This is a genomic window from Streptomyces sp. NBC_00370, from assembly GCF_036084755.1.
Taxonomy (GTDB): Bacteria; Actinomycetota; Actinomycetes; order Streptomycetales; family Streptomycetaceae; genus Streptomyces.
In genome coordinates, this window is sequence record NZ_CP107968.1 from 2,100,403 (window position 1) to 2,124,858 (window position 24,456).

At 71.8% G+C, this 24,456-nt stretch carries 23 protein-coding genes, 1 pseudogene and 1 riboswitch; of the genes and pseudogenes, 16 read left to right on the top strand and 8 right to left on the bottom strand.

Going from position 1 to position 24,456, the window contains the following annotated elements:
* Nucleotides 1-30: 30 nt before the first annotated feature.
* Nucleotides 31-1,158: an alpha/beta hydrolase gene (locus tag OHS57_RS09095; protein WP_041991042.1), complete on the bottom strand. Its 1,128-nt coding sequence runs from the start codon at nucleotides 1,156-1,158 to the stop codon at nucleotides 31-33.
* Nucleotides 1,159-1,239: 81 nt separating this feature from the next.
* Entirely contained in the window at nucleotides 1,240-1,890 is a 651-nt protein-coding gene (locus OHS57_RS09100; protein WP_041991040.1) for a class II aldolase/adducin family protein, read from the bottom strand.
* Nucleotides 1,891-2,097: 207 nt separating this feature from the next.
* Here OHS57_RS09100 and OHS57_RS09105 point away from each other — a divergent pair, with 207 nt between their 5' ends.
* The 7 genes from OHS57_RS09105 to OHS57_RS09135 all read left to right on the top strand — a co-directional run bounded on the left by OHS57_RS09105 (nucleotide 2,098) and on the right by OHS57_RS09135 (nucleotide 10,821).
* On the top strand, nucleotides 2,098-3,336 hold the full coding sequence (locus OHS57_RS09105; RefSeq protein ID WP_041991038.1) for an inorganic phosphate transporter: 1,239 nt from the start codon (nucleotides 2,098-2,100) through the stop codon (nucleotides 3,334-3,336).
* A gap of 12 nt (nucleotides 3,337-3,348) precedes the next feature.
* On the top strand, nucleotides 3,349-3,546 hold the full coding sequence (locus OHS57_RS09110) for a hypothetical protein (RefSeq protein ID WP_041991036.1): 198 nt from the start codon (nucleotides 3,349-3,351) through the stop codon (nucleotides 3,544-3,546).
* A gap of 112 nt (nucleotides 3,547-3,658) precedes the next feature.
* Nucleotides 3,659-3,781, top strand: a riboswitch (cobalamin riboswitch).
* A 33-nt stretch (nucleotides 3,782-3,814) separates the two neighbouring features.
* Nucleotides 3,815-4,822, top strand: coding sequence for a cobalamin biosynthesis protein (locus tag OHS57_RS09115; protein WP_328581588.1), 1,008 nt, complete (start codon nucleotides 3,815-3,817; stop codon nucleotides 4,820-4,822).
* Entirely contained in the window at nucleotides 4,819-6,351 is a 1,533-nt protein-coding gene (locus tag OHS57_RS09120) for a cobyric acid synthase (RefSeq protein WP_328581589.1), read from the top strand. Before OHS57_RS09115 ends, OHS57_RS09120 begins: the two co-directional genes overlap by 4 nt.
* Before the next feature lie 544 nt (nucleotides 6,352-6,895).
* The gene (locus OHS57_RS09125; protein WP_328581590.1) at nucleotides 6,896-8,869 is read left to right on the top strand and encodes a putative cobaltochelatase; all 1,974 of its coding nucleotides are present in this window, start codon (nucleotides 6,896-6,898) and stop codon (nucleotides 8,867-8,869) included.
* A complete protein-coding gene (gene cobO, locus OHS57_RS09130) occupies nucleotides 8,870-9,469 on the top strand; it encodes a cob(I)yrinic acid a,c-diamide adenosyltransferase (RefSeq protein WP_041991027.1) in 600 nt (199 codons plus the stop codon).
* Entirely contained in the window at nucleotides 9,463-10,821 is a 1,359-nt protein-coding gene (locus tag OHS57_RS09135; protein WP_041991025.1) for a cobyrinate a,c-diamide synthase, read from the top strand. The genes cobO and OHS57_RS09135 overlap by 7 nt, the downstream gene beginning before the upstream one ends.
* Nucleotides 10,822-10,826: 5 nt before the next feature.
* Here the strand turns inward: OHS57_RS09135 and OHS57_RS09140 are convergent, their stop codons facing one another.
* Complete coding sequence (locus OHS57_RS09140) at nucleotides 10,827-11,582, bottom strand: ZIP family metal transporter (protein WP_328581591.1); 756 nt, start codon at nucleotides 11,580-11,582, stop codon at nucleotides 10,827-10,829.
* Nucleotides 11,583-11,608: 26 nt separating this feature from the next.
* Between OHS57_RS09140 and OHS57_RS09145 the strand changes: the two are divergent.
* Nucleotides 11,609-12,067: pseudogene (locus OHS57_RS09145) on the top strand (cobalamin biosynthesis protein); the annotation flags it as partial.
* 216 nt (nucleotides 12,068-12,283) lie between these two features.
* Complete coding sequence (cobC, locus tag OHS57_RS09150) at nucleotides 12,284-13,345, top strand: Rv2231c family pyridoxal phosphate-dependent protein CobC (protein ID WP_328581592.1); 1,062 nt, start codon at nucleotides 12,284-12,286, stop codon at nucleotides 13,343-13,345.
* Nucleotides 13,346-13,608: 263 nt separating this feature from the next.
* Here the strand turns inward: cobC and OHS57_RS09155 are convergent, their stop codons facing one another.
* Both OHS57_RS09155 and OHS57_RS09160 read right to left on the bottom strand, forming a co-directional pair.
* Nucleotides 13,609-14,532 carry an SCO1860 family LAETG-anchored protein gene (locus tag OHS57_RS09155; RefSeq protein WP_041991019.1) on the bottom strand — a complete coding sequence of 308 codons (924 nt, stop codon included), beginning with the start codon at nucleotides 14,530-14,532 and terminating at the stop codon, nucleotides 13,609-13,611.
* Nucleotides 14,533-14,738: 206 nt separating this feature from the next.
* On the bottom strand, nucleotides 14,739-15,815 hold the full coding sequence (locus OHS57_RS09160; protein ID WP_443043065.1) for an amidohydrolase family protein: 1,077 nt from the start codon (nucleotides 15,813-15,815) through the stop codon (nucleotides 14,739-14,741).
* 121 nt (nucleotides 15,816-15,936) lie between these two features.
* Here OHS57_RS09160 and OHS57_RS09165 point away from each other — a divergent pair, with 121 nt between their 5' ends.
* The 5 genes from OHS57_RS09165 (at nucleotide 15,937) to thpD (ending at nucleotide 20,673) form a co-directional block, all read left to right on the top strand.
* Nucleotides 15,937-17,037: a pyridoxal-phosphate-dependent aminotransferase family protein gene (locus OHS57_RS09165; protein ID WP_328581594.1), complete on the top strand. Its 1,101-nt coding sequence runs from the start codon at nucleotides 15,937-15,939 to the stop codon at nucleotides 17,035-17,037.
* A gap of 332 nt (nucleotides 17,038-17,369) precedes the next feature.
* A complete protein-coding gene (gene ectA / locus OHS57_RS09170) occupies nucleotides 17,370-17,909 on the top strand; it encodes a diaminobutyrate acetyltransferase (RefSeq protein ID WP_078863700.1) in 540 nt (179 codons plus the stop codon).
* A 136-nt stretch (nucleotides 17,910-18,045) separates the two neighbouring features.
* A complete protein-coding gene (ectB, locus tag OHS57_RS09175) occupies nucleotides 18,046-19,314 on the top strand; it encodes a diaminobutyrate--2-oxoglutarate transaminase (protein ID WP_328581595.1) in 1,269 nt (422 codons plus the stop codon).
* A 59-nt stretch (nucleotides 19,315-19,373) separates the two neighbouring features.
* Nucleotides 19,374-19,772: an ectoine synthase gene (locus tag OHS57_RS09180; RefSeq protein WP_041991010.1), complete on the top strand. Its 399-nt coding sequence runs from the start codon at nucleotides 19,374-19,376 to the stop codon at nucleotides 19,770-19,772.
* A gap of 4 nt (nucleotides 19,773-19,776) precedes the next feature.
* Nucleotides 19,777-20,673 (top strand): ectoine hydroxylase, encoded by an 897-nt coding sequence (gene thpD, locus OHS57_RS09185; protein ID WP_328581596.1) that lies wholly within the window; start codon nucleotides 19,777-19,779, stop codon nucleotides 20,671-20,673.
* A gap of 85 nt (nucleotides 20,674-20,758) precedes the next feature.
* Here the strand turns inward: thpD and OHS57_RS09190 are convergent, their stop codons facing one another.
* Complete coding sequence (locus tag OHS57_RS09190; protein WP_041991006.1) at nucleotides 20,759-21,823, bottom strand: alkene reductase; 1,065 nt, start codon at nucleotides 21,821-21,823, stop codon at nucleotides 20,759-20,761.
* A gap of 99 nt (nucleotides 21,824-21,922) precedes the next feature.
* On the opposite strand from OHS57_RS09190, the gene OHS57_RS09195 reads away from it, so the two are divergent.
* The gene (locus OHS57_RS09195; protein ID WP_328581597.1) at nucleotides 21,923-22,465 is read left to right on the top strand and encodes a MarR family winged helix-turn-helix transcriptional regulator; all 543 of its coding nucleotides are present in this window, start codon (nucleotides 21,923-21,925) and stop codon (nucleotides 22,463-22,465) included.
* Here OHS57_RS09195 and OHS57_RS09200 read toward each other — a convergent pair.
* Both OHS57_RS09200 and OHS57_RS09205 read right to left on the bottom strand, forming a co-directional pair.
* Nucleotides 22,414-23,475 (bottom strand): aminotransferase class V-fold PLP-dependent enzyme, encoded by a 1,062-nt coding sequence (locus OHS57_RS09200; protein ID WP_328581598.1) that lies wholly within the window; start codon nucleotides 23,473-23,475, stop codon nucleotides 22,414-22,416. The two genes, OHS57_RS09195 and OHS57_RS09200, sit on opposite strands and share 52 nt — an antisense overlap.
* A gap of 70 nt (nucleotides 23,476-23,545) precedes the next feature.
* The gene (locus OHS57_RS09205; RefSeq protein WP_041990999.1) at nucleotides 23,546-24,190 is read right to left on the bottom strand and encodes a DsbA family oxidoreductase; all 645 of its coding nucleotides are present in this window, start codon (nucleotides 24,188-24,190) and stop codon (nucleotides 23,546-23,548) included.
* On the opposite strand from OHS57_RS09205, the gene OHS57_RS09210 reads away from it, so the two are divergent.
* On the top strand, nucleotides 24,101-24,445 hold the full coding sequence (locus OHS57_RS09210; RefSeq protein ID WP_328581599.1) for a zinc-binding dehydrogenase: 345 nt from the start codon (nucleotides 24,101-24,103) through the stop codon (nucleotides 24,443-24,445). The two genes, OHS57_RS09205 and OHS57_RS09210, sit on opposite strands and share 90 nt — an antisense overlap.
* The last annotated feature ends 11 nt before the right edge of the window (nucleotides 24,446-24,456 follow it).

Here is a 24,456-nt window from a genome sequence, read left to right on the forward strand (position 1 = left end):
GACGCGGCGGCGTTCGGGCTGCTCCGGGCGTTACATCAGGGGGGTGAGGAAGCGCCGCAGCGTCTCTTCGTAGCCGTCGGGATCCGCATTCCACATCGCGGCGTGCGGCGCTTGCGGAACGGTGTGCAGCGTGACCATTTCGGGGCGGTGCGCGGCCAGCTGCCGGGACGGGCCCCACGGGGCGAGCGTGTCGTCGGGGCCGTGGATGATCAGGGTCGGCACCCGCAGGTGCCGGGCGTCGGTGGCGCGCAGCAGCCGGTTGCCGCTCAGTCCCGTCCTGCCCTGGGCCGCGCGTACGGCGAGGGGCAGCAGCGGGCCCGGCGTGCGGCGGGCGGTGGCCAGGGCCCGCAGGGTGGCCTGCCAGTCCAGTACGGGCGAGTCCAGGATGAGGCCGCTGACCCGGCCGGCCATGGCGGAGTCGGTCGCCACCCGCAGCGCCATCGAGGCGCCGGTCGACCAGCCGTACAGCAGGACGCTCTGCGCGCCGTGCCGGACCGCGTGCCGGACGGCCGCCTCCAGGTCGCGCGATTCGGAGTCGCCGAGATGGCCGATCCCGTCGGGGGACTTGGGCGCTCCGGCGTCGCCGCGGTAGGCGAGGTCCAGCACGGGGAAGCGCTGCGCCGCGAGGAAGTCCATGAGGTTCAGGGGGTGTTCGCGCGTCGTGCCGAGGCCGTGCGTGGTGATCACCCAGGTCTCGCGGAGGCCGGGCACGAACCAGGCGGGCAGCATGCCGAGTTCGCCGGGGATCTCGATGTCCTGGTGGTCGAGGCCGAGGGCGGTCGCCGGGTCGCCGCTGTGCACCTGCGGGGTGAGCCGCACCCGGCTGCCCGGGGTGAGTTTGCCGTGGCTGACGCGCTCAAGACGGCGTACGACGGTGTCCGGGGAGTGGTCCACGTCGGGCAGCACAGGTCCGACGACGGCGTGGATGCCGGGGCCCTGGAGTCCGTACGTGCCGGGACGCAGGGAGGCGAAGGAGCGGGTCAGGGTGATCTGTCCCGCGGCCGTCGCGTGCACGGTCAGTCGGGGGTCGCCGGGCAGGGCGCGCCCGGGCGGCGGCTTGAGCGCCGCGTCGCTGGCGTACCGGCCGGCCGCGACTGCGGCCGCGCCGACACCGATCATCGTGGTGACGGCTGCTGCCGTCGCTGTTGCCGGGCGCACCCTCACAGTGTGGTGACCGTCGGCCCGGCCCGCCAGTGGACGGGGACCACCGGTGACATTCGACACGGCCGGTCGCGGGGGTCAGCTCTGCTTGCCGTACCCCTTCAGTTTCTCCGTCACCTCGGCCAGCTCCGCCTCGGAGAGCAGCGTCGGGGTGTGTCCCGGCACCGCCGACGCGGTCAGCCACAGGCGGCACATCCACTCCAGCTGGGCCGTGCGGTCGTACGCCTGGTCGAGGGTGGCGCCGTGGGCGACCGTGCCGTGGTTGCGCAGCAGACAGGCGCTGCGGTCGCGGAGTGCTTCGAGCATGTACGTGGCGAGCTGGTCCGTCCCGTACGTGGCGTACGGCGCGACGCGGACCGGACCGCCCAGGGCGGCCGCCATGTAGTGGATCAGGGGCAGCTCGGGGACGAGCGTGGAGACGGCGGTGGCGTGCACGGCGTGGGTGTGGACGACGGCGGCGGCCGGGGTGCTGCGGTAGACCGCCAGATGCAGCGGCAGTTCGCTGGTCGGCGGGAGGGATCCGGCGACCTGCTCCCCGTCGAGCCGGACCGCTACGGTGTCGTCGGGGGTCAGCCGGTCGTACGGCACCGCGCTCGGGGTGACGAGGACGAGATCGCCGACGCGGGCCGACACGTTGCCCGACGTGCCGACGACGAGGCCTTCGGCGGCCGTCCTGCGGGCGGTGGCAACGACGTCCTGCCAGGCCTGCCTGACCGCGTCGTCGTCCACGGAGGTCCGTTGCCGCGAGCGTGGCTGGGGCCGTGGCCGCGACGCTGGCGGGGGCGGCTGTGTCCGGTGCTCTGTCATGCGCAGATCCTGTCAGGCGGGCCGCAATTCGGGCAGTGCGGTGCGGTCCGTGGCCTCCCCCGTGGAGAGACACCTCAAATACCTGCCTAGTTCATCTTCCGTTCACTCTTATTCGATTGCCTGAACGGCATGGAGCACCTCACGCTGCTGCTCGCGATCGTGATCGCGACGGCTCTCGTGTTCGATTTCACGAACGGTTTCCACGACACCGCCAACGCGATGGCTACGACCATCTCGACCGGCGCTCTCCAGCCAAAGATCGCGGTGGCCATGTCCGCCGCCCTCAATCTCGTCGGCGCCTTCCTGTCGGTCGAGGTCGCCAAGACCATCTCCGGCGGCCTCATCAACGAACAGGGCATCAGGACCGAAGTCATCTTCGCCGCACTCGTCGGCGCCATCCTGTGGAATCTCTTCACCTGGCTGCTGGGCCTGCCGTCCAGCTCCTCGCACGCCCTCTTCGGAGGCCTGATCGGCGCCACCCTGATGTCCGTCGGTACGTCGGGGGTCAACGGCGGGGTCGTCGTCACCAAGGTGCTCATCCCCGCGCTCGCGGCGCCGGTCGTCGCGGGGCTCGCCGCGACGGCCGCCACCCGTCTGACGTACCGGATCGGACGGCACACCGACGAGAAGGACACCGCCAAGGGGTACCGGGCGGGGCAGATCGCCTCCGCCGCCCTGGTCTCCCTCGCCCACGGCACCAACGACGCGCAGAAGACCATGGGTGTGATCACCCTCGCCCTGGTCACCGGCGGTGTGCTGGCGCCCGGGTCCAACCCGCCGCTGTGGGTCATCGTCTCGGCCGGCACGGCCATCGCGCTCGGCACCTACCTCGGCGGCTGGCGCATCATCCGCACCATGGGCACCGGACTCACCACCCTCAAGCCGCAGCAGGGCTTCGCGGCCCAGACCAGTGCCGCGACCGTCATCCTGGCCTCCTCCCACCTCGGTTTCTCGCTCTCCACGACTCAGGCGTGCTCCGGTGCCGTGATGGGCGCGGGGCTCGGCCGCAAGGGCGGGGTGGTCCACTGGTCCACCGCGACCCGGATGGCCGTCGCCTGGTGTCTGACACTGCCCGCGGCCGGTCTGGTCGCGGCGGGCGCGGAGTTCCTGACCGGACGGGGCCCCTGGGGCGTCGCCGTCGTCGCCGCGCTGCTCATCCTGGTGTCCGCGGTGATCTGGCGGGCCTCCCGTCGCCGGCCCGTCGACGCCACGAATGTGGTCGGCGGTACGGACGACGTGGTTCCGGTGTCCGTCGGACTCCCGCAGGATCTGTCGGCCACCATCCCGGCCCCCGCTCCGGTCCCCGGGGCCGCGACCACGGCCGCGACCGCGGCGGCTCCCACCACAGCGGCCTCGGCCACGGCGTAAGGACGGAACAGCATGGAAATCGACTGGGCGGCTCTCGGCTCCGTCTTCGGGGTCAGCCTCGTGGCCACCGTCGCGCTGGTTGGCCTGTTCACCCTCGGGGTCATCGGCCTCTCCAAGCAGGGCTCGGCGACCGCCGTGTCCGGCGCGTACGCTTGCTTCGCCCTGTGCGCGGCCGCCGTCGCGTACGGGATCTTCCTCATCGTCGCCTGACCCGGCCCCTGGCCCTGCCCGCACCGTCCCGCTCACCCTCGACCGCAGGTCAAGGGTGAGTTGACGGCTGTTCTCACAGCGTGGTGGACTGCCGAGGCCAAAAGGGACCGGTTCGCGCCGGTCCCGCGGTGGCAAGCAGAGGAAGCCGGTGCGAGTCCGGCGCGGTCCCGCCACTGTCACTGGGAGAGCGCAGCGCCCAGGAGCCAGGAACTCTCGCCGCCGCTTCACGTCGAGCCGGGGCGCGGACCCTGAGTGAGGACACTTCGCCATGCCTGGCCGCGGTTCAGCCGCCGAGCGGGTCTTCGCCTACGGCGCCACCGCCGGACTCCTGGCCGACCTGCTGTTCGCCGACCCACGGCGGGGACACCCCGTCGCCGCCTTCGGCCGCTCCGCAGGCGCCGTCGAGCGCGTCCTGTGGCGCGACCACCGGGGCTGGGGCGCCCTGCACACGGCGGTGTGTGTCGCGGGCGCCACCGGCGCCGCCGCGCTCGCCGGTCGGCTCGTACGGGACCGGCGCGCCGCGTCCGTCGTCCTGACCGCGGCAGCCACCTGGTCGGTCGTGGGCGGCACATCGCTGGGCCGGGAGGCGCGCGCCGTCGGAGCAGCGCTGAGCGCCGGGGACACCGAGCGGGCCCGTACGCTGCTCCCCCGGCTCTGCGGACGTGATCCGCAGGCCCTGGACGAGCGACAGATGGCCCGCGCCGTGGTCGAGTCCGTCGCCGAGAACACCTCCGACGCCGTGGTGGGCGCGCTCGTGTGGGGCGCGGTCGCCGGGGTGCCGGGACTGGTCGGATTCCGCGCCGTGAACACTCTCGACGCGATGGTCGGCCACAAGTCCGCCGCCTACCGACGCTTCGGCTGGGCCTCGGCCCGGCTCGACGACGTGGCCGGCTGGCCCGGGGCCCGGCTCACCGCCGCGCTGGCGACCGCCTTCGGTGGCGATCCGCGCGGCGCCCTGCGGGCGGTACGCGCCGACGCGGCCCGCCATCCGAGCCCCAACGCGGGCCCGGTGGAGGCGGCGTTCGCCGGTGCGCTGGGGGTACGGCTCGGCGGCACCCTCGCGTACGGCGGCCGGGTCGAGCACCGGCCGGTGCTCAACGGGGCGGCGGGGCGGCCGGTCGAGGTGGCCGACATCGAGCGTGCGGTACGCCTGTCGCGACGCGTCACCTGGCTCACGCTGGGCGTCTGTGCGGTGGGGCGGTTCGCGGTCGGGGCCGGGTTCGGGGCCGGGTCCAGGTTCCGGTCCGGAGTTGTTGGTCGGAGGGGGTCGATATGAGGGGCGGCGGACTGCTGGTCGCGGGCACGACGTCCGACGCGGGCAAGAGCGTCGTTACGGCGGGCATCTGCCGGTGGCTGGTGCGCCAGGGGGTGAAGGTCGCGCCCTTCAAGGGGCAGAACATGTCGCTCAACTCGTTCGTGACGCGCGAGGGCGCGGAGATCGGCCGGGCCCAGGCCATGCAGGCACAGGCCGCCAGGGTCGAGCCGACGGCGCTGATGAATCCGGTACTGCTCAAGCCGGGCGGCGACCGCAGCAGCCAAGTGATCCTGATGGGGCGGCCGGTGGGCGAGCTGAGCGCGCGCGGCTACCACGGCGGCCGGCAGGCCGAACTGCTCCAGCCCGTGCTGGACTGCCTCGATGAGCTGCGGAGCACGTACGACGCGGTGATCTGCGAAGGCGCCGGCAGTCCCGCCGAGATCAACCTCCGCCGTACCGACATCGTGAACATGGGCATCGCGCGGGCCGCCCAACTGCCGGTCGTGATCGTCGGGGACATCGACAGGGGCGGGGTCTTCGCCTCCTTCTTCGGCACGACGGCGCTGCTGAGCGAGGCGGACCAGTCGCTGGTCGCCGGGTATCTGATCAACAAGTTCCGCGGCGACGTGTCGTTGCTCGAACCGGGGCTCGACATGCTGAAGGGGCTGACCGGGCGCGCCACCTACGGGGTGCTGCCGTGGCGGACCGGGCTCGGCATCGACGAGGAGGACGGGCTGCGGGTGTCGCAGCACGGCACCGTACGCGAGTCGCGCGTCGCGCCGCCGTACGGCGAGGACGTGCTGCGGGTGGCGGTGTGCGCGGTGCCGCTGATGTCCAACTTCACCGATGTGGACGCACTGGCGGCCGAACCGGGTGTGGTGGTGCGGTTCGTCGACCGGCCCGAGGAACTGGCCGACGCCGACCTGGTGGTGGTGCCCGGCACGCGCGGCACGGTGAAGGCGCTCGGCTGGCTGCGGGAGCGCGGCCTGGCCGACGCGATAGCCCGGCGGGCGGCGGACGGCAGGCCGGTGCTGGGGATCTGCGGCGGGTACCAGATGCTCGGCGAACGGGTCGAGGACGACGTCGAGTCGCGGGCCGGCGTGGTGCCGGGGCTCGGACTGCTGCCGGTGCGGGTGCGGTTCGCCGTGGCGAAGACGCTGGCCCGGCCGGTGGGTCACGCGCTGGGCGAGGCCGTCGAGGGGTACGAGATCCATCACGGCGTGGCGGACGTGCGGGGCGGCGAGCCGTTCGTGGTCGACGGGGAGGGGCGGGCGCTGGACGGCTGCCGGGTGGGTGCGGTGCGGGGCACGCACTGGCACGGGGCGCTGGAGAGCGACGCGTTCCGGCGGCGGTTCCTCACGGAGGTGGCGCGGGAGGCGGGGCGGCGGTTCGTGCCGGCGCCCGACACGAGTTTCGGGGAGCTGCGGGAGGCGCAGCTGGACCTGCTGGGTGATCTGGTCGAGGAGCACGCCGATACGGCCGCGCTGATGCGGCTGATCGAGGACGGGGCGCCGACGGGGCTGCCGTTCGTTCCGCCGGGTGCGCCGTGACGGCCGTGCGGCGGGGTGTCGCCGTCCTGCGCGGTGTCGCCGTCCGGCGCGGTTCGGTTGGCGGTTGTGGTTGCGGTGGTTGCCGGGTGCCGTTCCGGGGTCGTGTCCTGCGCTGCATGATTTACGGCGCGTACTCCCGAGACGCGGAGCCACCGCCGAGATGCGCCACAAATCACGCTCTACGCTCCGGACACCACCCCTGCACGACCCCCTTCACCCCGACCGTCCGGGACACGTGTGCCGGACCACCGAGGGCAGTTGGCCGGGCGTTCGCGCCAGGGACGTGTCCCCCGGACCGCAGGGCACCGCTCACCCGCGCTGACGCGGGCGGTTGGGTGGACCCGCCCACGGGAGGGGGCCGGGGCCGGAGGAGGGGGGTGTCCGGACGTAAAGCGAAGGAGCTCATGCGACAAGCAGTCCGGACACCCCCCTCCGCAGGACCCGGAACCCGGCACACGTACCGACAACCGCAACCACCGAACCCGGCCGCCCCCGCCGGACGGCGACACCGCAGCCAAGATCCGTCAGCACGGAGGAGTCATACATGAGCACACCCTTTCCGTTCACCGCCGTCGTGGGGATGGACGATCTGCGGCTCGCGCTGCTGCTCAACGCGGTGAGTCCCGCCGTGGGCGGTGTGCTGGTGCGTGGCGAGAAGGGCACCGCCAAGTCCACCGCCGTGCGGGCGCTTTCGGCGCTGCTGCCGGAGGTGTCCGTCGTTCCGGGGTGCCGGTTCAGCTGTGATCCCGCTTCGCCCGATCCCGCGTGCCCCGACGGGCCGCACGCGGTGGTCGACGGGGTGGACAGGCCCGCCCGGGTGGTCGAGCTGCCCGTCGGTGCCTCGGAGGACCGGCTGGTGGGGGCACTGGACATCGAGCGCGCCCTCTCCGAGGGGGTGAAGGCGTTCGAGCCCGGTCTGCTGGCCGACGCGCACCGCGGGGTGCTGTACGTGGACGAAGTCAACCTGCTGCACGACCACTTGGTCGACCTGCTGCTGGACGCGGCTGCCATGGGCGCCTCGTACGTGGAGCGCGAGGGCGTCTCCGTACGGCATGCGGCGCGCTTTTTGCTGGTCGGGACGATGAACCCCGAAGAGGGCGAGCTGCGGCCGCAGTTGCTCGACCGGTTCGGGCTGACGGTGGAGGTGTCGGCCTCGCGTGATCCGGAGCTCCGGGTCGAGGTCGTGCGGCGGCGGCTCGCCTACGACGACGACCCGGCCGGGTTCGGCGCCCGGTGGGCCGACGAGGAGAACACGCTGCGCGAGCGGATCGTGACCGCGCGGGCCCTGCTGCCCGAAGTGCGGCTCGGGGACGCGGCGTTGCTGCAGATCGCCGCCACGTGCGCCGCGTTCGAGGTGGACGGGATGCGCGCGGACATCGTGATGGCGCGGACGGCGACGGCGCTGGCGGCCTGGGCCGGGCGTACGGATGTGCTCGCCGAGGACGTCCGGCAGGCGGCGCTGCTCGCCCTGCCGCACCGGCGGCGGCGTAATCCCTTTGACGCGCCGGGACTTGACGAGGACAAGCTGGACGACACGCTGGAGGAGTTCAAGGGCGACGACGATCCCGACCCTGGTCCGGATGGTCCTGGTGGCGGTGTTCCGCCTCAGGACGGGCCTGAGGAGGGGGGCGAAGCCTCCTCCGAGGAGGGCGAAGGGCAGTCGTCCGCTGCCGGTGGTGGCGGGCAGCAGGCGCCCGTCGGTGCCGCCGAGCCGTTCCGTACGAAGATGCTGAGCGTCCCCGGGCTCGGTGAGGGCGCCGCGGGGCGGCGGTCCCGTGCCCGTACCGAGCACGGCAGGACGACGGGTTCCCGTCGGCCGCGGGGGGCGCTGACCAAGCTGCATCTGGCGGCGACGGTGCAGGCCGCCGCGCCGCATCAGCTGGCGCGTGGCCGCAGCGGTCCCGGGCTTGTGGTGCGCAGGGACGATCTGCGGCAGGCGACCAGGGAGGGGCGTGAGGGGAACCTCGTGCTGTTCGTGGTCGACGCCTCGGGCTCGATGGCGGCGCGGCGGCGGATGAGCGCCGTGAAGGGCGCTGTGCTCTCGCTGCTGCTCGACGCCTACCAGCGGCGCGACAAGGTGGGTCTGGTGACCTTCCGCGGTACGGAGGCGACAGTGGCGCTGCCGCCCACGTCGTCGGTGGACGCGGCGGCGGCCCGTCTTGAATCGCTGCCGACCGGTGGGCGTACCCCGCTCGCCGCCGGGCTGCTGAGCGCCCACGACGTGCTGCGGGTCGAGCGGATGCGGGATCCCGCGCGCCGGCCGCTGCTGGTCGTCGTGACGGACGGCAGGGCGACGGGCGGCCCCGATCCGGTGGCGCTCGGCGGGCGTGCGGCGCGGCTGCACGCGGCGGAGGGTACGGCTTCGGTGGTGGTGGACTGCGAGTCGGGGCCGGTACGGCTGGGGCTCGCTGGGCAGTTGGCCGCCGATCTGGGCGGCACCGCCGTCACGCTCGACGAGCTGCGCGCCGACAGCATCGCCGGGCTGGTCAGGGACGTACAGCAGGGGAGGGCCGCTTAAATGCCGCAGGGACAGCCGGAGTCGGTGCCGAACGATGGTCTGACGACCCGTCAGCGCCGTAACCGTCCGCTGGTGCTGGTCCATACGGGCACCGGCAAGGGCAAGTCGACCGCCGCTTTCGGGCTCGCGCTGCGGGCCTGGACGCAGGGGTGGCCGGTCGGGGTCTTCCAGTTCGTGAAGTCGGCGAAGTGGAAGGTCGGTGAGGAGCAGGCGCTGAAGGTGCTGGGGGCGAGCGGCGAGGGCGGCACGGTCGCCTGGCACAAGATGGGCGAGGGCTGGTCGTGGGTGCAGCGGGACAGCCAGCTGTCCAACGAGGAGGCGGCGCGCGAGGGTTGGGAGCAGGTCAAGCGTGATCTGGCGGCCGAGACCCACAAGCTTTACGTCCTGGACGAGTTCGCCTACCCGCTGCACTGGGGGTGGGTCGACACCGCTGAGGTGATCGAGGTGCTGCGGGACCGTCCCGGTACCCAGCACGTGGTGATCACCGGACGCAACGCACCTCAGGAGCTGATGGACTTCGCCGATCTGGTCACGGAGATGACGAAGGTCAAGCACCCGATGGACGCGGGTCAGAAGGGCCAGCGGGGCATCGAGTGGTGATCCCCCGGCTGGTGATCGCGGCGCCGTCGTCGGGGAGCGGCAAGACGACCGTGGCGACGGGTCTGATGGCCGCTTTCTCGGAGCGCGGTCTGGCCGTCTCGCCGCACAAGGTCGGGCCCGACTACATCGATCCCGGCTATCACACACTGGCCGTGTCGGGCGCCGCGGGCGGCAGGCCCGGCCGTAACCTCGACTCCTTCATGTGCGGTACGGGGCTGATCGGGCCGCTGTTCGCGCACGGCGCGCGGGGGTGTGACCTCGCGGTCGTCGAAGGCGTCATGGGGCTGTACGACGGCGCTTCGGACCAGGGCGAACTGGCCTCGACGGCGCAGGTGTCGAAGCTGCTGCGGGCGCCGGTGGTGCTGGTCGTGGACGCGTCGTCGCAGTCGCGTTCCGTCGCGGCGCTGGTGCACGGCTTCGCCTCCTGGGACCCGGAGGTGCGGATCGGCGGGGTGATCCTCAACAAGGTCGCTTCCGACCGGCACGAGCGGCTGCTGCGCGACGCGCTGGACGGTTCCGGGGTGCCGGTGCTCGGGGTGCTGCGCCGGACGGACCAGGTGGGCACGCCGTCGCGGCATCTGGGGCTCGTACCGGTCGCGGAGCGGCACGCGGACGCGCTGGAGGCGACGCGGGCGCTGGCCGACCGGGTCAGGGCGGGGTGCGATCTGGACGCGCTGCTGGCGCTGGCCCGTAGCGCTCCCCCGCTGGACACGGCCGTCTGGTCGCCCGAGACGGAGCCGGTGGGCGGGCCGAGGCCCGTGGTCGCCGTCGCCGGCGGGGCCGCGTTCACCTTCTCGTACGCCGAGCACACGGAGCTGCTGACGGCGGCGGGCGCCGATGTCGTCCCGTTCGACCCGCTCCATGACGAGGCGCTGCCGGAGGGGACGCGCGGGCTGGTGATCGGCGGCGGGTTCCCCGAGGTGTACGCGCCTGAGCTGTCCGCCAACGAGCCGCTGCGCAAGGCCGTCGCCGAGCTGGCCTACAGCGGCGCGCCGGTGGCCGCCGAGTGTGCCGGGCTGCTGTATCTGGCGCGTTCCCTGGACGACAGGCCGATGTGCGGGGTGCTGGCGGCGGACGGCCGGATGTCGGGGCGGCTGACGCTCGGCTACCGGGAGGCGGTCGCGGTCGGTGACAGCGCGCTGGCCGTCGCGGGGACGCGGGTGCGCGGGCACGAGTTCCACCGGACGGTGCTGGATCCGGCGGCGGGCGCGGCGCCTGCCTGGGGTGTGGTGCGCCCGGAGCGGCGGGTCGAGGGGTTCGTCACGGGCGGGGTGCACGCCAGCTATCTGCACACGCACTGGGCGGCGACGCCGGAGATGGCACGGCGGTTCGTCGCCGGATGCGCGCGGTGAGACCGTCAGCCGGCGAGCCCGACGACCAGCCAGATGAAGCCCACACCGAGGACCGTGAAGAGCAGGGTGGAGCGGGCGGGGTGCTCGTGGTGGGCCTCGGGCAGGATCTCGGCGGCGGCCAGGTAGAGCAGGGCGCCGCCGAAGAAGCCGAGATAGCTGCCCAGCGCCTCCTCGGGGAGCGTGAACAGCAGGGTGGAGGCCGCGCCGACCACGGGCGCCACGGCGTCGGCGACGAGCATCGTGAGCGCTTTGCGGCGGTCGTTCCCGTACAGGCTGGTGATCGTGTACGTGTTGAAGCCGTCCGCGAAGTCATGGGCGATGACGGCGAGCGCGACGGACGTGCCGATCGCGCCGTTGACCTGGAAGGCCGCGCCGAGCGCCACCCCGTCCATCAGGCTGTGGCCCACCATCGCGGCGGCGGCGGTCAGGCCGACCTGCGGCACCCGGGACGCCGGTGCGTGCAGGTCGCGGCCGTCGTCCTGCGGATCGGCGCCGTGGGAGGTCTGCCGGACGGCGAGCAGCCGTTCCACCAGATGGGCGACGAGGAAGCCGCCGACGAACAGCAGCAGCGCCTGGGGCACGCCGAAGACGTCGCCGCCCGCCGCCCGTACCGCTTCGGGCAGCAGGTCGAGGCCGACGACGCCGAGCATCAGTCCCCCGGCCAGCCCCAGCACGAGGTGGCGGCGGTCGGTGACGCGTTGCGCCGTCCAGCCGCCGAACAGCGTCATGAGGAACGCGCCGAGCGCGACGAACACCGCCATGAGCCCCTGCTTAGTCGATCAGGGGTGTGCTCCGCACGTCCGGGAAGGGCCCGGGGCCCGGAAAGGGGCTGCTCGTGACCAAGGTCACCAACCGTCCCGCGCTGGTCGTCGGGGTCGGCGCGCGGCGCGGCGCGGCGTGCGACGAGGTGCTGGGGCTGGTCCTGGACACGCTGCGGGACGCGGGCCTGTCCGTACGGGACGTGGTGGAGCTGGCGACCGTCGAGGCCAAGGCGGGCGAGCCGGGCCTCGTGGCGGCGGCCGAGCGGCTGGGGGCGCCGCTGCGGGCGTATCCGGCGGAGCTGCTGGCGTCGGTGCGGGTGCCGGGCGCTTCGGAAGCGGCGCTGGCCGCCGTCGGCACCCCTTCGGTGGCCGAGGCGGCGGCGCTGGCGGGCGGCGGCGAGCTGATCGTGACGAAACGCAGATCGCGTCCCGACGGCCGTTCCCCCGCGGTCACGTGCGCGGTGGTTCGCCGACCGCTGAACGGGGTGGACGCCCTGCCCGTGGACAGGATGTGAGGAGGGACGGTAAACAGCTCGGAACTGGGGAGTCCGCACTCCCCGGAGCGCAACATGATCATGGTGCCGCCCGCATGTGCCGGTGGCATTTCGGAGGGAGCACAGTGACCCGCGTCCACCCCCACAGCGTCGCGATCAGCAGGCCCGTCGAGCGGGCGGCCATATCCGGCGAACAGCGCGGCAGCCATGCACACACCCACTGACGCCCCCGATCTGCGCCACCACGGTGACGCGGAGGTGCGCGACGGCAGGCACGGACTGGTCGACCTCGCGGTCAATGTCCGCACCGGCACTCCACCGGACTGGCTGCGCGAGCGCATCGCCTCGTCGCTGACGGGGCTCGCCGCCTATCCCGACGGGCGGGCGGCGCGCGCCGCCGTCGCGGCCCGGCACGGGCTGCCGCCGGAGCGGGTGCTGCTCACGGCGGGCGCCGCCGAGGCGTTCGTCCTGCTCGCCCGCGCGCTGCCGTGCCGGCGCCCGGTCGTGGTGCATCCGCAGTTCACCGAACCCGAGTCGGCGCTGCTGGACGCGGGTCACGAGGTACGCCGGGTGCTGCTGGGCGCGCGGGACGGTTTCCGGCTCGACCCGGACGCCGTGCCCGACGACGCGGACCTGGTGGTGATCGGGAATCCGACCAACCCGACGTCCGTGCTGCACCCGGCGGCCGCTGTCGCTCAACTCGCCCGTCCTGGGCGGACGTTGGTGGTGGACGAGGCCTTCATGGACGCGGTGCCCGGCGAACCGGAGGCGCTGGCAGCGCGTACGGACGTGCCGGGGCTCGTGGTGGTGCGCAGCCTCACGAAGACCTGGGGCCTCGCCGGGCTGCGGATCGGTTACGTACTGGCCGATCCTGCGACGGTCGCGGCCCTGGAGCGGGCCCAGCCGCTGTGGCCGGTCTCGACACCGGCCCTGGCGGCCGCCGAGGCGTGTATGACGCCGACGGCGCTGGCCGAGGCGGAGCAGGCGGCGCGGCTGATCGCCGTGGAGCGTGCCCATCTGCTGGCGGGGCTCACCGAGTTCGACGAGGTACGGGCCGTCGAGGCGGCCGAGGGTCCCTTCGTACTCGTACGGATGGAGCGGGCCGATTCGGTACGGGCCCGGCTGCGCACGCTGGGCTTCGCCGCGCGCCGGGGCGACACCTTCCCCGGGCTCGGCAGGAACTGGCTGCGGCTCGCGGTACGGGACAGACCCACGACCAACCGCTTCCTCCAGGCGCTGGACCAGGCGCTGACGGCCGTCGGTCCCTAGGGCCCGTCTGACACATCCCGCCTGGCTTCCGACGCCTGGCACGCACGCTCGCCGCGTTGTCGGGCTCGTTCATGTACGTCCAGTACGAGAACGACCCTCCGCCTTGCGATCGCACGCACCAGACGCCGCAAGCCCCGCCCTACGGGCGGACGGCGCTATGTGTCAGACAGGCCCTAGGCCGTTCAGGTACCGCGGGGGGGCGCACCGGCAGCGGTGCGCCCCCTCCCCCCGTCTCAACCGCCCGGCCCCCCGGCCGGTGGTCGTCAGCGCCTGGCGCGGGCCCGTGCCAGGGCGAGGGCGGTGCCGCCCGCGGCCAGCAGCACGGCGGCGCCGCCCGCCAGGTACGGCGTCTTGGAACTGCCGCCCGTCTCCGCCAGGTTCTCCGGTGCGGCGGCGCTCTGCGGCTTCAGATCGGGCTGCGCCTCCTCCTCGGCCTTCGCGGGCTCCGGCGCCGCCTCCTCGGGCTCGTCCGGTGTCTCACAGGTCGCCTCGGCGATGGTGAGGGAGCCCTGGACGTCGGCGACGTTCAACTTCAGTGGATTGACCGACACGTTGAGCGCGAGGGCGGTCGCCGCCGCCGTACGGGACGTGGTCCGCGTCTTCGACAGGTCGAGCGTCACCTCGCCGACTCCCGGTACGGAGACGCGTGTCGGGCCGCCGGCGGAGACCGTGACCCGCTTGCCGAGCACGGTCACGTCACCGAGCAGATTCGATTCGGCGGTGGGCTTCTCGCCGACGGCGCAGACCGCCTTGGAGGTCACCTGCTGGACCTCGATGAGGGAGAGCAGCGGCAGCCCCGGCACATGCACCTTGGCGTGGGCGAGGTTGGCGTACCCCTCGGCCTTGTGCTCGTCGACGGTGGCCTTGGACGTGGCCACGTCGGCCCGCAGCACACTGAAGGCCTTGCCCTTGTCGACTCCGTCCAACTCGACGCTGAGCGCGGTCTTGTCGGCGCTCGCCGGGGCCTTCACCTCGTTGAGGGACGCGTTCAGCGGCACGTCGACGGTCTTGTTGAGCAGGGACACGTCGAGGCTCGTCCTGAGCACGGAGGCGCTCGCACTGCCGTCGCCCTCGACGCCGGTGGCCTGGGCGGGCGCGGCGAGGAGCACGGGGCCTGCCGTCAGCGCCACGGCGGCGGCGACAGCGGCGCAGCGGCGTGCGGGCAGGCTGAAGGTGTTGCTGTTCAAGATGGTGGAACCCCCACAAGAGATTTGGCGTCGCCGACCGGCCGACACGGGGACACGAGGCGGCGGCGACCGAGACATCCGGATTCTTTACGCACGAAGAGTGAACCGGCAGTCACCTGACGTCAGTTCACTCCAAAGTGGGGTTTCCGTGCTTTCATTCGATTCTTGTGGCACGTGAGTTCCCTCACGTCACTCCATCAGGGCCGTCAGCGCACCACATGTCCGTCGAGGACGATCCGGCGCGGCGCCGCCAGTACCCGTACGTCGGCGCGCGGGTCCTCGTCGTACACCACCAGATCGGCCGGAGCGCCCTCTTCGAGCACCGGGCGGCCCAGCCAGCGCCTGGCAGCCCAGGCCGTCGCCGAAAGGGCGTCCAGAGCCGGGATACCGGCCTTCACCAACTCCGCCACCTCGGCGGCGACCAGACCGTGGGCCAGCGAGCCGCCGGCGTCCGTGCCGACGAAGACCGGCACGCCCGCGTCGTACGCCGCGCGCACCGTGTCGTAGCGGCGCTCGTGGAGCCGGTTCATGTGCGCGGCCCAGCGCGGGTACTTGGCCGCGCCGGGCGCGGCCAGCTGCGGGAAGGTGGCGATGTTGACGAGGGTCGGCACGATCGCGACACCGTGCTCGGCGAAGAGCGGGATGGTGTCCTCGGTGAGGCCCGTGGCGTGCTCGACGCAGTCGATGCCCGCCTCCACCAGATCGCGCAGCGCCACCTCGGCGAAGCAGTGCGCGGTGACCCGGGCGCCCAGCCGGTGCGCCTCGGCGATGGCAGCGTCGACGGCCTCGCGCGGCCAGCAGGCGGTCAGGTCGCCGGCGTCCCTGTCGATCCAGTCGCCGACGAGCTTGACCCACCCGTCACCGCGTGCCGCCTCCCGGGCGACGTACCCGACCAGCTCGTCGGGCTCGATCTCGTGGGCGAAGTTGCGGATGTAGCGGCGGGTGCGGGCGATGTGCCGGCCCGCCCTGATGATCTTCGGCAGGTCGGCGCGGTCGTCGGTCCACCGGGTGTCGGCGGGCGATCCCGCGTCGCGCAGCAGCAGCGCACCGGCGTCGCGGTCCTCGACGGCCTGCTTCTCGGTGGTCGCGGCGTCGACGGCGCCCGCGTGGTCGAGTCCGACATGGCAGTGCGCGTCGACCAGGCCGGGCAGCACCCAGCCGGTGACGGTACGCACGTCACGGGCGCCGGCCGGCCTGCTGTGCGTGATCCGGCCGCCCACCACCCACAGTTCGTCGCCGGTCTCCTCGGGGCCGAGGAGCACCCGCCCCTTCACGTGCAGCACCGTGTGATCACTCATGGGCAGCACTGTACGAGCCCGTGGGTACCCTCGATCAAGGAGTTCCGGACCCAGGACCGGCCCGACGCAGGATCGACCCGACACAGGACTGAAGAGAGCCATCGCCGTGACGCACCCGCTGCTCGACCTGCCCCCGCTGACCGCCGCGCACTTCGCCGCCATCGAGCGGCGGGTCGCCGCGCTGCTCGCCACCGAGCACGATGTGGTGATCACCCAGGGCGAGGCGCTGCTGCCGCTCGAAGGGTGTGTGCGGGGCGGTGCGCGGCCGGGGTCGACGGCGCTGAACGTGGTCACGGGACCCTACGGGCAGACCTTCGGCGACTGGCTGCGGGACTGCGGCGCCACGGTCGTCGACCTGACGGTCCCGTTCGACGAGGCGGTCACGCCCGCGCAGGTCGAGCGGGCGCTGGCGGCCCGCCCCGAGACGGACTTCGTCTCGCTGGTGCACGCGGAGGCGGCGACGGGCAACACCAACCCGGTCGCCGAGATCGGCGAGGTCGTCCGGGCGCACGGCGCGCTGTTCATGCTGGACGCCGTGGCGTCGGTCGCCGCCGAGCCGCTGCTGCCCGACGCGTGGGGCGTGGACCTGTGCGTGATCGGCGCGCAGAAGGCGATGGGCGGCCCGGCCGGGGTGTCGGCGGTGTCGGTGAGCGACCGTGCCTGGGAGCGGCTGGCCGCCAATCCGCAGGCGCCGCGCCGCTCGTACCTGTCGCTGCTGGACTGGAAGGAGCGGTGGATCGACACCGGCCGCAAGGCCCTGCCGCACGCGCCGGCGCAGCTGGAGATGCTGGCGCTCGAAGCGAGCCTGGAGCGGATCGAGGCCGCGGGGCTCGACACGGTGACCGCCCGGCACGCGCTCGCGGCGGCCGCGACCCGCGCGGGCACGCTGGCGCTGGGCGGCGGCCTCGCCCCGTACGTACGCGATCCGGCCGCCGCGGCGCCGGTGGCCACGACGCTGCGTACCCCTGCGGGGGTGGACGCGGCCGAGCTGGTGGGGAAGGTCCTGGCGGCCGGTCCCGCGCTGCCGGTCGTCGCGGGCGGCGGCGCGCTGGCCGGGGAGATGATCCGGGTCAACCACTACGGTCCTGACGCCACCCGGGAGACCGTGCTGTCCTGTCTCGACGCGCTGGGCGCCGCGCTCGCCGAGACGGGCGCCGACGTGGACAGGAAAGCCGCAGCGGATGCGGTCGCCGATATGTGGCGGTAGCATCCTGCAATTAAAGAACGCGTTAAAGTGCGAATACCGGAAGGTGTTTTACCCTGCGCAGTTTCCCGTATCCTTCTGCCCGCTTTTCATTCTCTTAAACGCTAAAGTTTCAACAGGATGATCAGCGGGTTTCGGACATGTCTCGCGGGCGTTACCCATATGTGACCGAGTCCACAGGTAGGACCGTTCTGACCAGGCATGTCCGACTAAATTACCCCAACCTGCCACCAGCGGCCCCCGGTGGTGGACCCCGTGCGTTAACACAACGACGGCGTTCGCCCAACCCCTGGCGACGATGCATCTTTTGAATTTGCTAGGTAAATTAAATCTGCATGACCCCCGCACAAGCAGACCTTGCAGGTGCCAGCAGCGAATTCGCCCATTCCTTCGGGATCGACACCCCACGAGTGGAGGACGGAGCCGCGCTCTGGCGCATCGCCCGCGACTCCGAGGTCCTCGACCTCAACTCCTCGTACAGCTACTTGCTGTGGTGTCGTGACTTCGCCACCACGTCCGTCGTCGCCCGCGACGACGGCGGAGACCCCGTCGCCTTCGTCACCGGATACATCCGGCCCGAACGGCCCAAGATCCTCGTCATCTGGCAGGTCGCCGTGGACGCGGCCCACCGGGGCAAGGGACTGGCGGGCACCCTCCTGGACGAGCTCACCGGCCGGGTCGCCAGGGAGCTGGGAATCACTTCGATCGAGACGACCGTGACCCCCGACAACACCGCTTCGGACCGGATGTTCACGGCCTACGCGGCGCGCCACGACGCGATCCTGGACCGGGAGGTGCTCTTCCACGGCGGGATGTTCCCCGACGAGGGACACCAGCCCGAGGTGCTCTACCGCATCGGTCCCCTCTCGTTCTGAGCCGCGGTTCCGGTCACCTGTGACCCTGTGTGACCAGGACCGCACCGAGCCATGCCCCGCGCCCGCCCGACCACCACCGGGCGCGTTCGCTCCGACTTCCCTCACTCTCCGTTCACCCCATCGGCAGGAGACTCCTGTGACCATCACCCCGCCCGCCCTGAGCGTCTTCGAGACCCTTGAGTCCGAGGTGCGCAGCTACTGCCGCGGCTGGCCCGCCGTGTTCGACCGCGCGCAGGGCAGCCGACTCACCGACGAGGACGGTCATAGCTACCTCGACTTCTTCGCCGGCGCCGGATCACTCAACTACGGCCACAACAACCCGGTACTCAAACGGGCGCTCATCGACTACATCGAACGGGACGGCATCACGCACGGCCTCGACATGGCGACGACCGCCAAACGGGCCTTTCTGGAGTCGTTCCAGAACGTGGTGCTGCGCCCGCGCGACCTCCCGTACAAGGTCATGTTCCCCGGCCCGACCGGCACCAACGCGGTCGAGTCGGCGCTGAAGCTGGCCCGCAAGGTCAAGGGCCGCGAGTCGATCGTCTCGTTCACCAACGCCTTCCACGGCATGTCGCTCGGCTCGCTCGCCGTCACCGGCAACGCGTTCAAGCGGGCGGGGGCCGGGATCCCGCTGGTGCACGGCACGCCGATGCCGTTCGACCACTACCTGGACGACCGGACCCCCGACTTCCTCTGGTTCGAGCGGCTGCTGGAGGACCAGGGCTCCGGGCTGAACAAACCGGCCGCCGTGATCGTCGAGACGGTCCAGGGCGAGGGCGGCATCAATGTCGCGCGCCCCGAGTGGCTGCGTGAGCTGGCTGCCCTGTGCCAACGGCAGGACATGCTGCTGATCGTCGACGACATCCAGATGGGCTGCGGCCGTACCGGTGCCTTCTTCTCCTTCGAGGAGGCGGGCATCACACCGGACATCGTGACGCTTTCGAAGTCCATCAGCGGGTACGGGCTTCCTATGTCGCTCTGCCTGTTCAACCCGGAGCTGGACATCTGGGAGCCGGGCGAGCACAACGGCACGTTCCGCGGCAACAACCCGGCCTTCGTCACGGCGGCCGCCGCGCTCAACACCTACTGGGCCGACGGGCAGATGGAGAAGCAGACCATCGCCCGCGGTGAGCAGGTCGAGCAGGCGCTGGCCGCGATCTGCGCCGAGAACGCCGAGGAGACCGTCGAATTCCGGGGCCGCGGCCTGGTCTGGGGCCTGGAGTTCGCCGACAAGAGCCGGGCGTCCGCCGTCTGCGCCCGCGCCTTCAAGCTCGGCCTGCTGCTGGAGACCTCAGGACCGCAGAGCGAGGTGGTGAAGCTGCTTCCGCCGCTCACCGTCACGCCCGACGAGCTGGACGAGGGCCTGCGGACGCTGGAGCGCGCCGTACGCGAAACGGCGTAAGCGCGCCTGTCGCACGGCCCGGCCAGGGGATTCACAGAAGAGAAAGGCACGAACACACCGTGATCGTCCGATCGTTCAAGGATGTCGAGAACACCGACCGGCACATCGTGGCCGCGTCGGGCACCTGGGAGAGCAAGCGCATCGTGCTTGCCAAGGAGAAGGTCGGCTTCTCGCTCCACGAGACCGTCATGTACGCGGGCACGGAGACGTCCATGTGGTACGCCAACCACATCGAGGCGGTCCTGTGCGTGGAGGGCGAGGCCGAGGTCACCGACGACGAGACCGGCGAGGTCCACTGGATCACGCCCGGCACGATGTACCTGCTGAACGGACACGAGCGCCACACCGTCCGGCCGAAGACCGACTTCCGCTCCATCTGCGTGTTCAACCCGCCGGTGACCGGGCGGGAGGAGCACGACGAGAACGGCGTCTACCCGCTGATCACCGAGGAGGGCTGACCATATGACCACCGCACCCGTACGTACCGACCTCTACCCCACCCGTGGGGCCACCGAGCTGACCACCCCCCGCCAGGACCCCGTCGTCTGGGGCGCCCCCGACGCACCGGGACCGATCGAGCCCGCGGAACTGGGCTCGTTCGAGCGGGACGGCTTCCTCAGCGTCGAGCAGCTGATCGGCCCCGACGAGGTCGCGCTGTACCGCACCGAGCTGGAGCGGCTCATCAACGACCCGAAGGTACGGGCCGACGAGCGCTCGATCGTGGAGCCCAAGACGCAGAACGTGCGCTCCGTCTTCGAGATCCACCGCATCAGCGAGATCTTCGCCGGGCTCGTACGCGACGAGCGGGTCGTCGGCAGGGCCCGGCAGATCCTCGGCTCGGACGTCTACGTCCACCAGTCGCGGGTCAACGTCAAGCCGGGCTTCGGCGCCTCCGGGTTCTACTGGCACTCGGACTTCGAGACCTGGCACGCCGAGGACGGCCTGCCGAACATGCGGGCCGTGTCGGTCTCGATCGCGCTGACCGAGAACTTCGACACCAACGGCGGTCTGATGATCATGCCGGGGTCGCACAAGTCGTTCCTGGGCTGCGCGGGCGAGACGCCCAAGGACAACTACAAGCAGTCGCTGCAGATGCAGGACGCCGGCACGCCGTCGCACGAGGCGCTGACGACGATGGCCGACGCGCACGGCATCAAGCTCTTCACCGGCAAGGAGGGCTCGGCCACCTGGTTCGACTGCAACTGCATGCACGGCTCGGGTGACAACATCACGCCGTACGCGCGCAGCAACGTCTTCATCGTGTTCAACAGCGTGGAGAACACGGCGCAGGAGCCGTTCGCGGCGCCGGTGCCGCGGCCGGACTTCATCGGGGCGCGGGACTTCACGCCGGTGCGCTGAGGTAACGGGAGCCGCTGTCACGAAGGCGCGGGACCGGTCGTCACGACCGGTCCCGCGCCTTCGTGTGCGGTCGGGCTGCGGGTTGTCAGCCGGTCAGCGCCGGGTAGTCGGTGAAGCCCTTCTCGTCGCCGCCGAAGAAGGAGGCCGAGTCGGCGGCGTTGTACGGACCGCCGGCCTTGAGCCGCGCGGGCAGGTCCGGGTTGGCGAGGAACAGCACGCCGTACGAGATGAGGTCGGCGACGCCGTCCTCGATCAGCACCAACTCGTCCGGGCTGGTGGGCCCTTCGGTCTTGGCGTTGAGAATGAGCGTTCCGGAGAACGACTTGCGCAAGGTGAGCGTCAGATCCCGGGTGTTCTCGACGAGGTGCACATAGCCGAGACCGATCGGCTCCAGCTCCCGCACGAGCGCGATGTACGTCTCGTCGGGGTCGGGCTCGGTGATGTCGTTGAGGGGGTTGCCGGGCGACAGCCGGATCGCGGTGCGCGCGGCGCCGATCTCGGCGGCGACGGCGCGGGCGACCTCGACGGCGAACCGGATACGGCCCTCGACGGAGCCGCCCCACTCGTCGGTGCGGTGGTTGCTGCCGGGGGCCAGGAACTGGTGGATCAGATAGCCGTTGGCGCCGTGCAGCTCGACCCCGTCGAATCCTGCCTCGATCGCGTTGCGGGCGGCGGAGACGAAGTCGGCGATCGTCCCGCGCACCTCGTCCGCCGTCAGCTCGTGCGGGGTGACGAGGTCCTTGGGGCCGTCGTGCAGATAGACCTTGCCCTGGGCGGCGACGGCGGAGGCGCTGACCGGGATCAGACCGTCCGGCAGCAGGTCGGGGTGGCCGATCCGGCCCGCGTGCATGATCTGCGCGAAGATCTTGCCGCCCTTGGCGTGTACGGCGTCGGTGACCTTGCGCCAGCCCGCTATCTGCTCCTCGCTGTGCAGCCCCGGGGTGTCCGGGTAGCCCTGGCCGATCACGGAGGGCTGGATCCCCTCCGTGATGATCAGACCGGCGGACGCGCGCTGCGCGTAGTACTCGGCCACGGCATCGGTCGGCACATGACTCGGGCCGTACGAGCGGCTGCGGGTCATGGGGGCCATGGCGATGCGGTTGGCGAGCTGCGTACCCGAGAGGTCGATCGGGTCGAACGCGGTGGTCATAAAAGCTCTCCCTGAGGGCTCACAGATATATGGTCGGCCAAGTAATCAACCGCGTGTCACCCTAACGCATTCCTTGGGCGACCAAGTTAGGCTCGGGCCATGACCTCCGACGACCCTGCCTGTCCGGATACGCCGCTCCCCCCCGCCGCCACCAGCGGCGGCCCGCTGAGCGACGCGCTCTCCCGGGTGGCCCGGCTGCACCGCGCGACGGCGGGCAAGCTGCTGCGCTGCACGGGCCTCTACCCGGGCCAGGAACTGCTGATGAAGTTGTTGTGGGAGGCGGGCCCCGTCCGCCAGTCCGAGCTGATCAGGACGATGGAGCTGGATCCTTCGACGGTCACGAAGATGCTGCAACGCCTCGAACAGACCGGTCATGTGCGCCGCCACCCCGACCCGGTCGACCGGCGCGCCGTCCTGGTCGAGGCGACGGAGGACGGCTGCGCGCTGCGCCCGGGGGTCGAGGCTGCCTGGTCGCGCCTGGAGGAGCGGACCCTGGCGGGGCTCGACGCGGCCGAGCGCAGCGAACTGCGCAGGCTGCTGGCGAAGGTCGAGGGCAATCTCTGCACCGCCGCGCAGGACTGCCCGTCGGATCAGCCGGCCAGGACGTCCAGCGCCCTGTCGACGTCGGCGGCCGAGTTGTAGAGGTGGAAGGACACGCGCAGATTGCCCGTGCGTACAGAGACATCGACCCCCGCGGCGCGCAGGTCCGGCTCCCGGTGGCCGAGACCGGGGACGGCCACGACCACCGAGTCGCTGTCCACGGGCGGCAGGCCGAGCCGGCCAAGGCCTGCCCGGAAGCGGTCCGCCAGCGCGGTGCCGTGCGTGTGCAGCGCTTCGATCCCGACCTTCTCCAGCAGCGCCAGGGACTGCTCGGCCCCGTGGTAGGCGAGGAAGGCCATCGGCTCGTCGAACCGGCGTGCCGAGTGGGCCAGTTCGCCGATCGGACCGTACGTGCTCACCCACGGGTCCTCGCCGGCGACCCACCCCGCGTGAATCGGCCGCAGCTCCCGCTGCGCCTCTTCCGTCACCGTGAGGAACGCGGTGCCGTGCGGGCAGAGCAGGAACTTGTAGCCGGCGGTGACGGTGTAGTCGAACGTCCCCGCGTTGAGCGGCAGCCAGCCGGCCGACTGGGTGGTGTCCACGAGCGTCCTGGCGCCGTGCGCCGCCGCCGCTTCCCGTACGGCAGCGAGGTCCGCGCTCCTGCCGTCGGCCGACTGGACCGCCGAGAAGGCCACGAGAGCGGTGTCCGGCCGGATCGACTGCGCCAGCTTCTCCAGCGGCACATACCGTGTCCGCAGCTCGTCACGGACGGCGAACGGGTTGACGAGTGAGCTGAACTCCCCTTCGGGAATGAGGACTTCGGCGCCCGGCGGCAGCGAGGCCGCGATCACCGCGGTGTGCACGGCGACCGAACTGCCGACGGCGACGCGTCCTTCGGACACGCCCACGAGCCGCCCGAAGGACGCCCGCGCCGCGTCGACCACCTCGAACCCGGTGTCACCCCCGGTCGCCCGCCCGGCCGCCTTCTCCTCGGCGAGTGCCTGAATGGCCGCGACGGCCCTGCGCGGCAGCAGGCCCGTCTTGGACGTGTTCAGATAGGTCAGCTCCGGCGCGAACTCGTCGCCACACAGGGTGTCCATGTCGAGATCCATGACTCCACCCTGCGATCGTGGCCGCCGCGGAGTCAATCTCGAATCCCTGAACAGCACCCCGTAGCAGCGCTTATGAGTGCGCGCGGGCCTCCCACGCCTGCTCCAGCGCCTGGGTGAACAGCTCGGCCGGCTGGCCGCCCGAGACGCCGTACTTACGGTCGAGCACGAAGAACGGCACCCCGTTCGCGCCGAGTTCGGCAGCCTCGCGCTCGTCGGCCCGTACCTCGTCGGCGTACGCGTCGGGATCGGCGAGCACCTTGCGCGCCTCCTCGGCGTCGAGCCCTGCCTCGACCGCGATCTCCACCAGGATGTCGTGGTCGTAGACGGACCGCTCCTCGGCGAAGTTGGTCCGGAAGGCCAGGCTCAGGAACTCGTCCTGCTTGCCACGCGCCTTGGCGAACTGCACCAGCCGGTGAATGTCGAAGGTGTTGCCGGCGTCCCGCCCGTCGATCCGGTAGCCGAGCCCCTCGGAGCGCGCGTTGGAGGCAACGTGCTCCTCCATGGACCGCGCCTCCTCCTTGCTCCGGCCGAACTTCTTCGCGATCAGGTCGACCACCAGACCGGCGTCGCTCTCGGCCTTCGGATCAAGCTCGAAGGCCCGGTGCACGACCTCCACGTCATCCCGGTGGGCGAAGGCCGCAAGCCCCTTCTCGAAGCGCGCCTTGCCGATGTAGCACCAAGGGCAGGCGATGTCGCTCCAGATCTCGACGCGCATGATTCCGCTTCTCTCCACAGTCCCGGGAAGCCGCACGGTCACCCTTCGCACTCCGACGATCACCGCACGCAGCGAAGGCCCCCTCCGCCGCTACGGGAACGCCAGGAACACACCGACTCATTCCCCACCGGCGCGGGCTCGCTGCGGCCCGTCACCGGCGAGGTGTTCGACGGACTCGACCGGATCGGGGACGCCCATCGGCTGATGGAGTCGAACACCCACACCGGCAAGATCGTGGTGACCGTGCGGCACTGACCATCCGCACG

Excerpts from the sequence above, each read along its gene's own strand:
- OHS57_RS09105 (WP_041991038.1), top strand. The coding sequence starts at position 2,098 with ATGGAGCACCTCACGCTGCTGCTCGCGATCGTGATCGCGACGGCTCTC.
- OHS57_RS09110 (WP_041991036.1), top strand. The coding sequence starts at position 3,349 with ATGGAAATCGACTGGGCGGCTCTCGGCTCCGTCTTCGGGGTCAGCCTC.
- OHS57_RS09115 (WP_328581588.1), top strand. The coding sequence starts at position 3,815 with ATGCCTGGCCGCGGTTCAGCCGCCGAGCGGGTCTTCGCCTACGGCGCC.
- OHS57_RS09120 (WP_328581589.1), top strand. The coding sequence starts at position 4,819 with ATGAGGGGCGGCGGACTGCTGGTCGCGGGCACGACGTCCGACGCGGGC.
- OHS57_RS09125 (WP_328581590.1), top strand. The coding sequence starts at position 6,896 with ATGAGCACACCCTTTCCGTTCACCGCCGTCGTGGGGATGGACGATCTG.
- cobO (WP_041991027.1), top strand. The coding sequence starts at position 8,870 with ATGCCGCAGGGACAGCCGGAGTCGGTGCCGAACGATGGTCTGACGACC.
- OHS57_RS09140 (WP_328581591.1), bottom strand. The coding sequence starts at position 11,582 with ATGGCGGTGTTCGTCGCGCTCGGCGCGTTCCTCATGACGCTGTTCGGC.
- cobC (WP_328581592.1), top strand. The coding sequence starts at position 12,284 with ATGCACACACCCACTGACGCCCCCGATCTGCGCCACCACGGTGACGCG.
- ectA (WP_078863700.1), top strand. The coding sequence starts at position 17,370 with ATGACCCCCGCACAAGCAGACCTTGCAGGTGCCAGCAGCGAATTCGCC.
- thpD (WP_328581596.1), top strand. The coding sequence starts at position 19,777 with ATGACCACCGCACCCGTACGTACCGACCTCTACCCCACCCGTGGGGCC.
- OHS57_RS09190 (WP_041991006.1), bottom strand. The coding sequence starts at position 21,823 with ATGACCACCGCGTTCGACCCGATCGACCTCTCGGGTACGCAGCTCGCC.
- OHS57_RS09195 (WP_328581597.1), top strand. The coding sequence starts at position 21,923 with ATGACCTCCGACGACCCTGCCTGTCCGGATACGCCGCTCCCCCCCGCC.
- OHS57_RS09200 (WP_328581598.1), bottom strand. The coding sequence starts at position 23,475 with ATGGATCTCGACATGGACACCCTGTGTGGCGACGAGTTCGCGCCGGAG.
- OHS57_RS09205 (WP_041990999.1), bottom strand. The coding sequence starts at position 24,190 with ATGCGCGTCGAGATCTGGAGCGACATCGCCTGCCCTTGGTGCTACATC.